Origin of the sequence: Streptomyces sp. NRRL F-5650 (genome assembly GCF_000721365.1) — a bacterium.
GTDB lineage: Bacteria > Actinomycetota > Actinomycetes > Streptomycetales > Streptomycetaceae > Streptomyces > Streptomyces ardesiacus.
The window spans coordinates 39,790-52,577 of record NZ_JOGV01000033.1 but is presented as its reverse complement, the minus strand read 5'-3'; the positions used below and the strand labels follow the sequence as shown (position 1 = coordinate 52,577).

The 12,788-nt window shown below is 71.8% G+C and carries 14 protein-coding genes; all 14 read right to left on the bottom strand.

Features of this window, described 5'->3' with window-relative positions:
- Nucleotides 1-125: 125 nt before the first annotated feature.
- The 14 genes from IG88_RS0125775 to IG88_RS0125710 all read right to left on the bottom strand — a co-directional run bounded on the left by IG88_RS0125775 (nucleotide 126) and on the right by IG88_RS0125710 (nucleotide 12,777).
- Complete coding sequence (locus IG88_RS0125775; protein ID WP_031045783.1) at nucleotides 126-1,238, bottom strand: hypothetical protein; 1,113 nt, start codon at nucleotides 1,236-1,238, stop codon at nucleotides 126-128.
- 4 nt (nucleotides 1,239-1,242) lie between these two features.
- On the bottom strand, nucleotides 1,243-3,288 hold the full coding sequence (fxlM, locus tag IG88_RS41635; protein ID WP_031045780.1) for a methyltransferase, FxLD system: 2,046 nt from the start codon (nucleotides 3,286-3,288) through the stop codon (nucleotides 1,243-1,245).
- A 36-nt stretch (nucleotides 3,289-3,324) separates the two neighbouring features.
- Nucleotides 3,325-4,395 carry a lanthionine synthetase C family protein gene (locus IG88_RS0125765; protein ID WP_031045778.1) on the bottom strand — a complete coding sequence of 357 codons (1,071 nt, stop codon included), beginning with the start codon at nucleotides 4,393-4,395 and terminating at the stop codon, nucleotides 3,325-3,327.
- Nucleotides 4,392-6,431 carry a lantibiotic dehydratase family protein gene (locus tag IG88_RS0125760; RefSeq protein ID WP_234332291.1) on the bottom strand — a complete coding sequence of 680 codons (2,040 nt, stop codon included), beginning with the start codon at nucleotides 6,429-6,431 and terminating at the stop codon, nucleotides 4,392-4,394. Before IG88_RS0125760 ends, IG88_RS0125765 begins: the two co-directional genes overlap by 4 nt.
- 90 nt (nucleotides 6,432-6,521) lie before the next feature.
- Nucleotides 6,522-6,707, bottom strand: a complete 186-nt coding sequence (locus IG88_RS39055) for an FxLD family lanthipeptide (RefSeq protein ID WP_037836663.1) — start codon at nucleotides 6,705-6,707, stop codon at nucleotides 6,522-6,524.
- A gap of 129 nt (nucleotides 6,708-6,836) precedes the next feature.
- Complete coding sequence (locus IG88_RS0125750) at nucleotides 6,837-7,304, bottom strand: DUF6082 family protein (RefSeq protein ID WP_031045771.1); 468 nt, start codon at nucleotides 7,302-7,304, stop codon at nucleotides 6,837-6,839.
- Nucleotides 7,305-7,375: 71 nt separating this feature from the next.
- On the bottom strand, nucleotides 7,376-7,951 hold the full coding sequence (locus tag IG88_RS0125745; protein WP_031045769.1) for a DUF6624 domain-containing protein: 576 nt from the start codon (nucleotides 7,949-7,951) through the stop codon (nucleotides 7,376-7,378).
- Nucleotides 7,948-8,520 (bottom strand): hypothetical protein, encoded by a 573-nt coding sequence (locus tag IG88_RS0125740; RefSeq protein WP_031045767.1) that lies wholly within the window; start codon nucleotides 8,518-8,520, stop codon nucleotides 7,948-7,950. The genes IG88_RS0125745 and IG88_RS0125740 overlap by 4 nt, the downstream gene beginning before the upstream one ends.
- Nucleotides 8,521-8,594: 74 nt before the next feature.
- Entirely contained in the window at nucleotides 8,595-9,074 is a 480-nt protein-coding gene (locus IG88_RS0125735) for a LuxR C-terminal-related transcriptional regulator (protein WP_234332288.1), read from the bottom strand.
- 141 nt (nucleotides 9,075-9,215) lie between these two features.
- Complete coding sequence (locus IG88_RS0125730; RefSeq protein ID WP_031045763.1) at nucleotides 9,216-10,469, bottom strand: acyl-CoA dehydrogenase family protein; 1,254 nt, start codon at nucleotides 10,467-10,469, stop codon at nucleotides 9,216-9,218.
- An 86-nt stretch (nucleotides 10,470-10,555) separates the two neighbouring features.
- Entirely contained in the window at nucleotides 10,556-11,206 is a 651-nt protein-coding gene (locus IG88_RS0125725) for a GAF domain-containing protein (RefSeq protein ID WP_031045760.1), read from the bottom strand.
- Entirely contained in the window at nucleotides 11,206-11,838 is a 633-nt protein-coding gene (locus IG88_RS0125720) for a GTP-binding protein (RefSeq protein ID WP_031045757.1), read from the bottom strand. The genes IG88_RS0125725 and IG88_RS0125720 overlap by 1 nt, the downstream gene beginning before the upstream one ends.
- A 7-nt stretch (nucleotides 11,839-11,845) precedes the next feature.
- A complete protein-coding gene (locus IG88_RS0125715; protein ID WP_031045755.1) occupies nucleotides 11,846-12,265 on the bottom strand; it encodes a DUF742 domain-containing protein in 420 nt (139 codons plus the stop codon).
- A complete protein-coding gene (locus tag IG88_RS0125710; protein ID WP_031045753.1) occupies nucleotides 12,262-12,777 on the bottom strand; it encodes a roadblock/LC7 domain-containing protein in 516 nt (171 codons plus the stop codon). The genes IG88_RS0125715 and IG88_RS0125710 overlap by 4 nt, the downstream gene beginning before the upstream one ends.
- Nucleotides 12,778-12,788 lie beyond the last annotated feature (11 nt).

Here is a 12,788-nt window from a genome sequence, read left to right as displayed (position 1 = left end):
CAGCCGACCCCGCGGGCGAGGGATCCCAGGTCCGGCTTGGAGCGGCTGTGAGCAGGAAATGGCCGAAACGCCGACACCGCCAAACACCGTGGGAGCACGGCGGGGCCTCCCGGTCGTCCTCCCTCCTAACCGGGATCTGGTTCGGCCTGCAGCAGCCTTTCCAGCTCTGTCTCGGCGTGGCCGACCGCGCCCGTCAGAGCTTCATGGTGGCGGGCGGACAGGACGCCCGATCCCAGTCCGGCCGCGGCGATCACCGCGTTGAGCGCGTCTTTCGCGCGGTCGTCCAGGGCGGACGCGGCGACGGAGTGGTGCAGCGCGTCACGTGCCGCGCAGGCATCCAGTCGGGCGACGCTGACAAGGGAGTCGACCAGGCGGGCGGCATGGCGTCCGCTGCGGTCCAGTTCCAGGGCTGACAGGCCCGTCCGGGTCTGGAAGGCGGCGGTCGGCGGATCGGGATGAGCAAGGAGCTGGACGGCTTCATCAACGATGCGGTCGAGGTCGACCGCGGTGACGGGGGCGTCTACGGGCCGGCAGTGGGCGTGCAGGAGGAGGGCGATGGCTCTCTCCCAGGGCTCAGCGGGCCGGGTGGTATCGATGAGGTGGCGGGCCTGCTCGTCCAGGCCCTGCTCCATCAGGGCCATGATCTTGATCTGGCGGCCGTCGAGGAGCCGGTTGCCGATGCCACGGTGCTGGGCCATGGCGTCGGCCGCGTCTGCCCACCGGCCGACCTGTGCGAGGGCGCGGGCGCCGTCCACGAGCAGCGTGACCCACAGCTCCTGGCACACCCTGCGGTGCTCCTCATCCGTCCCGGTCAGGGCCGAGAGGTCGACGCTGCGTCCGCCGATCTCCGTCTTCTCCCGCTGCCGCGCGGCGTGGTTGAGGCGGAGCAGCAGGTCGTAGGCGGCCTCGCCCTGCCCGTCGCGGGTCAGCAGCCGTGCGAGGTTGACGAGCGGCATCAGAGACATGACGGCGACCCGTCCGCTGAGGCGTCCGGCGTCGGCGAAGACCTGGTGCTGGCGCCAGCACAGGTCCTCGGCCAGATCGGGCAGGCCGACATCGGAGGCGATGAGCGCCGCGTAGTTGAGGACCCCGCAGGCGCGGGCCACCAGGTCGTGGTGGCCCGCACCTGCGGGCGCGACGGTCAGCCCGGTGAGGTGGTTGATGCGCTCCTCCAAGGGGAGCGCGGGCGCCTTGGTGCGGCGAACCAGGGGGATGCGGCTGGCTATCGCGGGTATCACCGGCTCAGCCCTTGCGCGCCCAGTCGACGACCAATCGGCTGTACGGCTTGTCGACGACGAAGCGCGGATCGTCCGCCGTGAGCCGGCCGCGGAAGTCGGCGACGGCCATCCTGAAGCCCGGCTCGGGGGCGTCGTTGCCGCCGCTGGCGTCCCAGGCGCGGATCTCGTTCACGACGCGCTCGGCGAGGTCGGCGCCGTCCTCACCGTGGCCGACCACGCCAACCTCCCAGTACCGGCCTTTCTCGTCCTCGCCCTCGCGGATGGTCAGGTACGCGAGCGACCCGCCGTCGAGTGCGGCCATGGAGCCCCAGGCGAAGTGCGGGGTGAACCCGGGACGCTGGCCCGGCAGCCGGGACAGGCCGTTGGGCAGCACGCAGGCCAGGTACAGGTACAGCCACTCCCACGGCGAGCCCTGCCGGAACTTCACCCCCGTGTAGAGCTTGGTCTGCGGCTGGTCGAGGACAGTGCGCAGAGCGTCGCGGTCGACGTCCTGCTCGCTGAACGTCTCCAGGCGGACGTTGCCTTCACCGGCCATGGGCACGAGGGTGTAGACGTCGTCGCAGACGCCTTTGCGCAGCGGGATGAAGGTGGCCATCTCGCAGGAGACGGTCTTCCACGTGTCGCCGTCGCGTTCGAAGGCGAAGGAGCGGGAGATGCTGCCGCGGATGCGCATGGGCAGGACCAGGCGTCCGCCGGGGGCGAGCTGGTCGAGGATCTTCACGGGGACGTCGCCGGCGCCGACGGTGAAGATGATCCGGTCGTAGGGGGCGTGTTCGGGCAGTCCGGCCGCGCCGTCGGCCAGCACAGCGGTGGCGTTGTCGACGCCGGCCTGTGCGAGGTTCTTGTTCGCGCCGGCGACGAGGTCCTGGTCGACGTCGAGGGTCCACACCTGTCCGCCGGGGGCGACGATCTTGCCGAGGAGGGCGGCGTTGTAGCCGGTGGCGGCTCCGGCTTCCAGGACCTTGTGGCCGGCCCTGGCGTCGAGCTGTTCGAGCTGGGTGGCGACGATGGACGGCGCGGAGATGCAGGAGATCATCTCGCCGTGTTCGTCGTGCTTGATCGGGACCGCGTCCTCCTTGTACGCGCTCTTCAGGTCGACGCCGGGCAGGAAGGCGTGCCGGTCGGTGGTGCGGAACGCGTCGATAGCCGTCTGGCTGCGCAGGTGGCCGCTGTTGACGAGGCGCTGGGTGAGGGCTTCGCGCAGCTCGTGGGGGTCGGTTACGGGTGTCACGGTGGTCTCCATTCGAGGGAGGCTAGGGTCCGCGGATGCGGACTTGCGGGTGGACACGTCAGCTCCTTCTCCGGTGGAGAAGGCGATGTGACGGCCGAGCCATGCGGTGGCGGCCTGCACGTCGGCAGGCACGCCCGCGCGGTTGAACGCGAAGATCGCGTGGTGGCAGATGACGGCCCGGATTCCGCGTATCAGTCGGCCGTCGGCGGCGAGCCGGCGCAGACGACGGCCGGCGTCCTCGAACGCAGCGACACGCACGACCCAGCCCGCTTCCGCGTCGGGGCGCCGGGCGGCGTCCGCGTTCATCAGCCGCCGCATCGCGGAGACGGTTTGCTCGAGCGCGGGGCCCTGGGGCGGGGTGACGGGAGGCCGCAGGGCGGCCCACCGGGCGTAGACGTCTCCGGCTTCGAACGGGTCCAGCCCGGCCTCGCGGATCATGGCGGACAACAGCATCACGCTGCGCTCGCGGGCGCCGGGGGTGCCGGTCTCGGCGAGCGCGGCCGGGCTGTCGGCGCAGAACACGTCGTGCGCGACGTCCATGCCCTCGGGACCGCCGAAGGCGTGCGTCTCCGGCTCGTAGATCCCGCCCGTCCAGCCGGTGATCCTGCGGTCGTCGACGAGCTGGTCCAGCAGGTCGGTGGCGGGCTGTTCGGTGCGCAGGCGCACGCCGGCGTCCTTGCGCAGGAAGTGGAAGCGGCGCCCGGCCAGCGCGGTCGCCAGGGCCCGCGCGGCGTCCGCGTGCGGGTCGGGGAAGGTCACGGAGGCATGCCACCAGGACGTGTCCGGAGGGATCGGCAGTTTCTCGTCGTCGAAAGTCACGGGCAGGGAACTCCTTGCGAGGCGGCGGGGGCGAGGTCAGGTGAGCAGGAGGACGCGGGTCCAGCCGGTGTGGTCGGTTCCGTTCAAGGCGAGTTGGGCGCCGGCACGGCCTTCCATGAAGCCGGGTCTGGGCAGGTGCTCCCAGTCGGCGGCCAGCCGTCGGTGCAGGTCCTGGATGATGGGGGTGAAGCGTGCGGGAGCGGGGCTGTCCGCGGCGACCGCGCGGGTGAGGGTCAGCAGGCCCGCCCAGCCGTGGCAGAGCGTTGAGTCGGTGATGCGGGCGAGCCGCAGGGGGTCGGTCAGGAGGGTCTCGACGGTGTCCTCAGCCGCTTGGCGCCGGGCGGTCTCGCCGAGGGCGATCGCGGCGAGCTGTTGGGCGCGGGCGATGCCGGGCTGGCCGTAGCACCAGGACGGGCGGGACGGCTCCGCTGCGGGCGGCTGGCCGGCGTCCAGGTGCGCTGCGGTGGACCAGTAGTGGGTGCCGTGCCGGTCGAGCCAGGTGGCGAACGTGCCGAGGGCCTCCTCCTGTCCGGGGACGCTGACGCCGGCGCGCAGGGCGAGGGAGAGCACGGCCAGGGGTCCCGCGATGCCGTGAGCCATGCCGTTGTTGCCGTGTCCACCGGACATCTCCGCGCCGTCGGGGCCCACCGGCGACCACCAGCCGGGCACGACCCGACCTTCACAGCGGGCGCGGGGTGCGAGCGCGACGAGGCAAGCGAGCACGTCGGGCAGCCTGGGTGCGATCGGGCGGCGATCCAGCAGCAGGGCGGCGAGACCGGTCAGGCCGCGGATGAGGTCCCATTCGGCGAGGTGGGGCAACGCGCCGGTCGCCTGCCGGCGGTGGGCGGCGGCGAGCCGGGCGTCCACCACGCGGTCGACGGCCGCGCGGACGTCGTCACCGGCCCCGCGAGCGCGGGCCAGGACGAACTCCAGCGCGGGTGCGCCATGGAAGAGGCTGGCGTTGCTGCCGGTGCTCACCCCTCGGACGGTCGCCTGGGTGAGGTGGCGGCGGGCGGCAGACAGATCACGGCGCTCGATGTCGAGCAGGGCCATCCCCAGGGCGCCCTCGGACAGGTCCTGCGTGCGGGGCACGGTCGACGTGGTCATGAGCGCCTGGCCAGGGGGACAACGATGCTGTGGGCCCGGCCGCCGATCCACCCGTCGGCGCCCGCCGGGGGCGCGTCGTGCAGGGTGGCGATACCGAAGGGACTGGCGTCCAGGTGCGCGCGCAGGAGGTCCAGGTCGACGTCGCGGGTGAGGTCGAGGGGCAGCTGCTGGTCGTCCTCCGCGAGCAGGACCCGCTCAGGCACCCCGAACCGGGCACGCCAGGCGTTCAGTTGCTCCGCCCACTGCTGGAGTGGGACGGTGCGGGCAGGCAGCGTACGGCTGCGGATCTTCCACCGGGCGGCGGTGAGGATGGTGCGCCGGTAGGTCAGGGCCGGGGTGAAGGGCAGGGTCCAGGCAGCGCCCCAGTCGAACCAGGTCACCTGCGGGGTGGCGGCCCGGCTGATCTCGCCGAGGAAGCGGGCCATGGGCGGGGTGTAGTTGTTCCACAGGAAGTTGATGGCGGTGGGGGCCAGCAGCTCAAGTCGCTTGCCCGTCGCAGACTCCACCAGCTGAGGGCGGCCGTCGGCGACGGTGACCGCAAGGTCGCGGGGGAAGAGGACGTGCGGTTCGGGGCGGCGGAATTCCCCGACGCTGACGACGCGGGACAGGGCCTGCGGCGCGCGGGTGAGCAGGTCGGCCTGCACCCGCCCGGCGTGGAAAGACAGCTGCGCGAGTTCCGCCTCGGGATCGACGGTGGGCAGGTTCGCGTACGTCGCCTCAGTGCCTGGCAAGAGGTGCCAGAACCGGCCGGTCATCGATCCGGCCGAGCGGGAGACGGTCAGCACGCGCAGCCGGAAGTCGCCCCGGTCCAGAGCAGGGATGGAGGTGGCGTGGACCTGTGCGGCCAGTTCGAGGTGGGGAGCCAGAATCTGGGGCGTGTCGCCGGCTGCTGCCTCCAGTTCCTCGATCAGCGCTGCGGTCAGCGCGACGGTGCGGCTGCCTTCCGCGGCGGCGGTGCCGGCCAGCTCCAGCAGCAGGCGGTCGCGCCGGGACATCGGCCGGGGCGGTTCGCTCGCCGTGACGAACCCTGCCGGGAAGCCCACGCCCCGGTCGGGATCCGTGGCCACCTCTACCGGCACCGCGGTGTTCTCGCCGTAGCGCTCGGTGAACTGTTCGATCCACCGCCGCCAGGCCGGTGTCCCATTCGGATGGGTGGCCAGGCGGGCCAGGATGGTCGCCGCGGTCTCCGCTTCGGTCAGCACCTGCTTCGGCAGCCGCACGTCGGCGTCCAGCCGCAGGTCGCACGCTGCCCGCAGGCCGGCTGCCTTGGTGCGCGCCGCAGGCGGTAAGACGTTCGTAGGGTCGGTGATGGTGGCGGGCGCGCGCAGGGAGGAGCGCAGCAGCCGCACCCGCAGCAGTTCACCCAGAAGCCGCTCGCGCGCGGTGCCGCTCACGGCGGGGAACTCCGCGGCCAGCTTGTCGGACAACTGGCGGTACCCGATTGGCGATCGGGCCAGGTCGAGTATCAGACGCAGCGCGGGGCTGAGGGCGAGGCGGAAGGCGGCGTCGCCCTCGGACGGCACATGGATGTACTGGCCGTGCCGCCGGATCAGCGTGTTGACGCAGACCTCGGCGATAGCCATGCGTGCGGCGTCGCTCTCCCAGGCACTGAGCATCGCATCAAGCCCGACCGGGTCGGGGCGGGTGACGACCTGGTGCTCCTCGCCGAAGCGGACGGACGTGGCCTGGGTGAAGCCGAGCGGGGCGATCCCGGCGAACAGGCCATAGGGGGTGGAGCGGCGGGCGTAGCGGATCGCGTAGCGGGCCGTGGCCAGCGCCGCCCGGCGCATCCGGCGCGTCTTCGGCGTGCGGCCGTCAAGGATGGCCTGCACCTGCTCGGCCAGGTGAGGACTCGCCTGCGACACCGTCCGGTGGAAATCGGTGTCGGACCACACCGCGCTCAGCCACGCACGCCACTCTTGCACGGGCGCCATAGCCGCCGGCCAGGGCGGCATGGTGGGCTCGCTCGTGTGCACCGCGGCGCGCAGCATGGCCTGCCCCACGCCCTCGTACCAGCAGGGCCGTTGCCGAGTCATCAGCGCTCTCCTCATCTTCTGGCGTGGCGGGCGGGGGCGGGCCGGACGGTGACCCCCGTCCGGCCCGCGCTGCCGGGGGATTGACCCGGGTTACGAGGTGGTGCAGGCGCTGGGGCAGGAGCTGCCGCAGGTGTCGCCCGTGCTGCACATCAGGACCGTCTCGGTCGCCGGCGTGCCCTCGATGAAGGTGATGTCGAGCCCGAAGGGGTCGTCGTCGGACTTCACGAGGTCCGCCTGCACGGGTGCGGTCGGCCTCTCGGTCTGGATGGCGGTCACGCTTGCCTCCTAGGGGTGGTGGATGGTGCGGAATACCGAGACCCGGTCGGGTCCCGGAGATCGGTGCCAGACGGCGGTGGTCGGCGTAGTCGCCTGACCCGCGGTGTCTGGGGTGGGCGTGCGGTGCCGTCAGGCCGCTGCGGGCTGCGCCTGCGCGCGGTGCTTCGCGGCCTGGTCGAGCACCTTGGTGAAGTGCTCGGCGCGCTCATCACCTTCGGCCTCCTGGGCGCGGAGGTCGCCGAAGCGGTCCCAGTAGCGCCGGCAGACGTCGCTTTCCATCAGCTTCGCGGCGTAGAACGGCAGGTGGCCGTGACGGACGAAGCCGAGGCGGTCGCGCAGGCTGAGGATGCAGATGAGCTGGTTGGCTTTCACCAGCTGCATGTACTCCTCGACGTCCATGTCCTCGGGCGCCCAGAGCTTGGCGAGGTCGGGGTTGGTGGACAGCTGCGCCAGCCAGTCGAGCTGGTTGCGCGTGAGGACGGCGTCGTTCCGCTCGCTCTGGTGCCGCGCGTTCTGCTTCAGCCGGGCGACTCCGACCGCGGCGGTGGTGAGGGAGAGGGCCGCACCGGCGGCGAGGACGGCGGTGGTGAGCTTCATGAGCGGAACGGGTCCTTTCGTAAGGCGACGTTGTGGACGAGCGACCGGCCAGGGAGGGGCGGCGGCTGGGCTCATGCGGCCTCCGCCAGCGCCCCGGCCCGGGCGCTTTCGACGCGCGGCACCGGGGCATACCGGCGGCGCACCGTTTGCGGGGCGACGGCGATGGGCGGCAGCCCGACGCGGGCTCTGCGCTCGTCCAGTGATTCCGGCGCGCGCAACGGGCACAGCACGATGCCGTCGGCTCCCAGGAAAAGTTGGGTTCCGTACTCCTGGGCGTGCCCGTTGTTGATCAGGGTGCGGTCGTGCAGGTGCGCCCAGTGCTGGATGAGCGCATCGCCGGCCCTGACCGCACGCTCCAGCAAGGTGGTGGCGGCGCGCTGGAAGTCGGGTGCGTCGTCGCTGTGAAGGGCGATGCTCCAGGCGGCGCGGGCCGCGGCAGGGCCGACGAGGCGGTGGCCGGGCCAGTCGTACTCAGCCAGGATGCGCCGCAGCACCGCGGTGTTGGCGTGATCGGCATGCCGGCCTCGGCCGAGTTGGACCGCATCGAGCTGGTTGCGCATGCGTTGGGCCCGGTGAACAGCCGACGCTGCAGCGCGGGCGATCAGCTCGCGGGCGAGGTCCGGCCGCACGGGTGCGGCGGTCGTCACGCGATGCCCCTATCGTCCGAGGCTGCGTGCGGTTCGTGGACGTGGCAGCCGATCAGCGCGCTCAGCCCGGACCGATGCTCGGCGGTGAGTTCGAGACGTGTGACTCGGTCTCCCTCTCGTCCAGGGCCGGAACCCCGTACTTCCCACCCCATGTCGGTGAGCCGACGCAGAAGGGCGGCGACGGGCTCGGCGTCGAGGGCATGGCGCGCCAGTGCCTCGGCCCTGACGACCGGGAGGCCCTGCCGGGCAGCGAAGTCGGAGGCCCACAGGGTGATCAGCCGGGTGATGTCGTCGGACTGTTCGGGCAGAGTGTGGACGCAGCCGAGGACGAGGCACGGGCCCTTGCCCCACCCGAGGACAGGGTCGCGGTCGGGGATCATGCAGGCCAGGAGCTTCCCGTCCTCGAACAGCCCGGCCGGTCTCGTCTGCGGATCGCGGAAAAGAGCCGGAATGTCGGCTCGAGCGGGCACCGGCAGTCCGCGCATGGTGAGCCAGCGCTGACGGTCCTGGACGAGGGCGGCAGCTTCCTCCCGCTCGGCGTCCGTGCGTAACGAGCGGACCTCGTATATGGCGGCCAGGGGCGCCGGCGCGAATGATGCCGCAGCCGGTCGCTCCTCGCCGGCCATGGGGGTCGGGGGCCTGCTCACCGGCTCGCTCCGCTCTGCGTCGCGTGGGCCTGCTCGGCCGACAGCACCTTCCAGCCGTGCGCCAGAATCACCAGCTGGGTCGTGTCCCGCGCGCCCGTCTCGTCCAGGAGCTGGTCGAGTGCGGCGCGCAGGTCGGCGGGAGCGAGTTTGGCGGCGACTGCGATGTCGCGGGCATCGCTGTGCTCAGCGACGGCTCGGATCAGCAGCAGCTGCTCGGAGCTGAGCTCCGGCGCTGGCCGGTCCGCCGTCGCAGGGGCCACCTGCTGGGTGGTGAACAGGCGGTGCACGATCACCGGGGGCTTGCAGCGGGGCGGGCAATGGAGGCTCTCGCGGATGTCGCGGACGTACTGGCGGACGGTAGCGGCCGACAGCCCGGTCTCCGTTGCGATCTCTTGGGGGGTGAGGCCGTTCGCGAGGTGCTGGGCCATGCGCTGCAGGGTCGGTGTCAGGGGGGTGATCGGTGCGCTGGTCGTCACGGGCGGGGTCACGGTGTCTCTTTCTCGGCTGGGATGGGCGGTCATCGGGTGGGGTGCCGCCGGTCCCCGACGGGGGGCGGGGGCCGGCGGCACGGGCCCGTGCGCGGCGGTTTGGATTCACGGGGTGCCGCGCACGGGGGCTTATGCCGCGGTCGGGTCGGGTCGTGTCCAGGCGGCTTCGGCGGCGAGGCGTTCGGACCACTGGAAGTGGTCTTCGTCGAAGGCTGCGTCGGCCAGGCGTATGCGCTGGACTTCGCCGGTTCCGGCGGGCGGGTAGGTGTGCTGGATGTCGCGCCACAGGCGTTGGAGGAGGTAGTCGCCGTCGAGGGCGTGGGCGCCGTGCAGTTCCATGGCGTCCTGCGCGGACTGCGCGGCCCACTGGTGGCCCAGGTACTTGGCGTTGATCAGGTCGGCGTCGCAGGGCAGGCCCTGATCGAGAAGGTGTACGGCTTGGTAGGCGAGTATCCGGCCGGCGCGCAGGCGGGCCTCCATACCGCCGACGCGGTCCCGCAGTACGGGCAGGTCTGACAGGGTGCCCTGGTAGCGGGAGCGGGTCTTGAGACGGGCCGTTGTGGTGGCTACGACGGCTTCGTGGATGCCGAGGCTGACGGCGGCCAGGTTGGGGCGGCCGTACAGGATGCTGCTGCTCTGGGCCACGCTCAGCCCTTGGCCCACCTCTCCGACCATGTTGTCCTCGGGGACGCGGACGTGGTCGAGGTCGAGGCGGCCGGCGGAGAACCCGTGCAGGCCGAGGCCGGGACGGTGGTCAGGGACGGACAGTCCCGGGCGGTCGGATTCGACCATGAACGCGGTCAGAGCCTGGGAGGTGCTCACGCCTGTCTCGGCGGTGCGGGCGACGACGAGGTGGGCTCCCGCCAGGTGGCTGTTGCCGATATGGATCTTGCTGCCGGTGAGCACCCACTGGCTGCCGGCCCGTTCGGCGGTGGTCTCGATACCGCCGATGTGTCCGCCGGCCCTCGGTTCGGTCACGGCGATCGACAACAGCAGCGAGCCGTCCGCGACACGGGGCAGCCAGCGGCACCTCTGCTCGTAGGTGGCGAAGTGCAGCAGAGCGCCGACGGGAATCAAGGTGGCCTGCAGGATGGCCGCGGCAGCCGCCGAGATGCGCGCGATGCGGTGGATCAGGATGGTCTTGGCCACGTGCCCGGCATTCAGCCCGCCGAAGACGGCCGGGACGGTGACGGCGAACCAGCCCCGTGCGGCCATGAGATCGGCGACCTTGCGCTCCACCCGGCCCGGAGCGGCCTCCATGCGCGCGGCGCGCGGCGCGACGTGCTCGGCTGCGAAGGCGTCCGCCTCGTTCCACAGCAGGTCGTGGCGGGCGGTGAGGTAGGGACGCAGCGCCGGTGGCGGCGTGGTGGGTGTGACGGGCATGGTCGTCTCCCTCTCCCTCGGTGAAGGTCGCACGGTGGAGCGGCCGGGGATCGCTTGCGGCTCCCGGGTGGGGGTGGTGGAACGGCCTAGCGGACGGGCGCGCGGGTGATGTGGTCCATCACCTGGGCGCCGGCGTCGATGACGATGTCTCTGAGCCGCCGGGCCTCGCTCAGGGGCCGCTTCTCGGGGTCGATGACGCACACCGTGCCCAGCACGGTGCCGCTGTCGTGGATGAGCGGTGCGCCGAAGTAGGAGCGGATGCCGACCGCGTCGACCACGTGGTTGCCGCTGAAACGGGGGCTGGCGTGCACGTCGTGCAGCGGGAGGGCCTTCCTTCGGGCCATGACCTCCGGGCACCAGCCGTGGTCACGGCTCATCGTGCGGCCGACGATCACGTACCCGCTGTCCGCGGGCGGCTGGTGCAGTCCGACGAAGGTCTGCTCCTCCAGGAAGAGGTTGACGAACCCGTACAGGAACCCGGCTCGTGTGGCCATGTCGCGGGCCAGCTCGTCGAAGTCCTCGCTGGCCACGGTGGGAACGCCCAGGCGTGCGAGCAGCTCGTAGCGCTGCGCCAGTTCCGGCGCCTGCTGCGCCTGCTGCGCCTGCGGCCCGGTGGCGGCGGCGACGGGCGGGACGGACGGCCCGCGGGCGGCGCCCCGCATGTCGCGCCGCGGCAGGGACAGTGCGGGCGGTGCGGCCTGGGGAGTGAGGTGGGGGTCGCTGGGATGCTGTGACATCAGGCGTCCTGGAGAGTGGTAGAGGGTGCGTGGTGAACGCGGCTCGTGGTTGCGTTCTTGACGGCGTGGTCGACGAGGGTCAGCAGGACGCCGGCGACGTGGTTCGGATCGCGGGCGTCACAGGTGACCACCGGTACGGAGGCAGGCAGTTCGAGGGCGGTGCGGACCTGCTCGGGGTGGTAGCGGTGCGCTCCGTCGAACTGGTTGATGGCGACGACGAAGGGCAAGTGGATGTCTTCGAAGAAGCTGACCGGTGTGAAGCTGCTCTCCAGGCGGCGGGTGTCGACCAGGACGACCGCGCCGACGGCCCCGCGGGAGAGGTCATACCAGAGGTCGACGAACCGGTCCTGACCGGGCGTGCCGAACAGGAACAGCTCCAGGGGCACGGGCGCGTCGGGCAGGCTGAGCCGGCCGAAGTCGAAGGCGACCGTGGTGGTCTGCTTGGCCTCGACACCGGCCAGGCTGTCCACGTCCGCGCTCGCCTCAGTCAGGTACTCCTCCGTGCTCAGCGGCGTGATCTCGCTGACGGCGCCCACGGCGGTGGTCTTGCCCGCACCGAAGCCGCCCGCGATCACGATCTTCAGCACGGTCGGTGCGCCGCCATGCGGGCGAGACGGCGTCCGCAGCGCCATGGCCGGGTCACCCGGCCTGCGGGTAGGCGATGGCATCAGGCCACTTCCTCTTCAGGCCCGCCGAGAGGGCCGCCAGCAACTGGGTGGAGGGACCGGCATCCGAGTCCGAGTCCGTGTCGGATGCGGCATAGGGGGAGGTGACGGGGACGACCAGGGCGTCGGCGTCCAAAAGGTCCGAAACAAGGACCTTCACCGCGGTGACGGGGCGACCGAGCCGACCCGCCAGCTCGGTCACCGAACGCCGGCGCTCCCGGCACAGGGCGAGGATCTGAACGCATTCCTCGGCCTGCGCCGGGCCGGGCCGCCCCGGTCCGGCGTCCAGCACCGTGTCCAGAGCGAGCAGGTGCCGCGGCCTGGTCCGCCCGCCCGTCAAGGTGTAGGTCCGCACGAACACCGACTCCTCGGCCGCGCGGCCGTGCACGGTCACCGGACTTCAGCACCCGTGCCGACACGGACGGGAATCTGCATGTAGGGGGCGAACTTCTCCACCAGCCGGCCCGTCTCGTACCCGACCGTGCCCGCGTCGGCGTCCGTGGTGGCGATGACAGCCAGAACGGTGTCCACCACTCCGCGTTCGTTGCCAGGGTGGTTCTCGAAGGCAGCGCTGCGACCGGCGCTCTGGACGAAGAACAGACAATCGTCTCGCTCGATGATGACCTGCCGGGCCGGCCTCTTCTTGTGCGTAGGGCCGGTGATGTTCGCCGCGAGGGAGGACACTCCGCTGAAAGCGGCCGACAGCTCGTCCGCCCAGTCCTTGTCGACGTCGCTGTCCAGCAGCCGCAGCCCGTCCCGCGACAGCAGCACGGCGTGCGTGACGCCGGGGACGTCGGAGGCGAACTGCCGCAGCAGCCAGGCCATGTTCTCCCGCTGTCCGCTTGCCGTCGTCTCGGACGCGGGGGCGCCGCTGGTCGCGTTGTTCATCTCAGGGTGGGTGCTCATAGAAGTCGCTC

Coding starts and splice junctions, on each gene's coding strand:
- IG88_RS0125730 (WP_031045763.1), bottom strand. CDS start 10,469: ATGCCCGTCACACCCACCACGCCGCCACCGGCGCTGCGTCCCTACCTC.
- IG88_RS0125750 (WP_031045771.1), bottom strand. CDS start 7,304: ATGAAGCTCACCACCGCCGTCCTCGCCGCCGGTGCGGCCCTCTCCCTC.
- IG88_RS0125710 (WP_031045753.1), bottom strand. CDS start 12,777: ATGAGCACCCACCCTGAGATGAACAACGCGACCAGCGGCGCCCCCGCG.
- IG88_RS0125760 (WP_234332291.1), bottom strand. CDS start 6,431: ATGACTCGGCAACGGCCCTGCTGGTACGAGGGCGTGGGGCAGGCCATG.
- IG88_RS0125720 (WP_031045757.1), bottom strand. CDS start 11,838: ATGGCGCTGCGGACGCCGTCTCGCCCGCATGGCGGCGCACCGACCGTG.
- IG88_RS0125765 (WP_031045778.1), bottom strand. CDS start 4,395: ATGACCACGTCGACCGTGCCCCGCACGCAGGACCTGTCCGAGGGCGCC.
- IG88_RS0125725 (WP_031045760.1), bottom strand. CDS start 11,206: ATGTCACAGCATCCCAGCGACCCCCACCTCACTCCCCAGGCCGCACCG.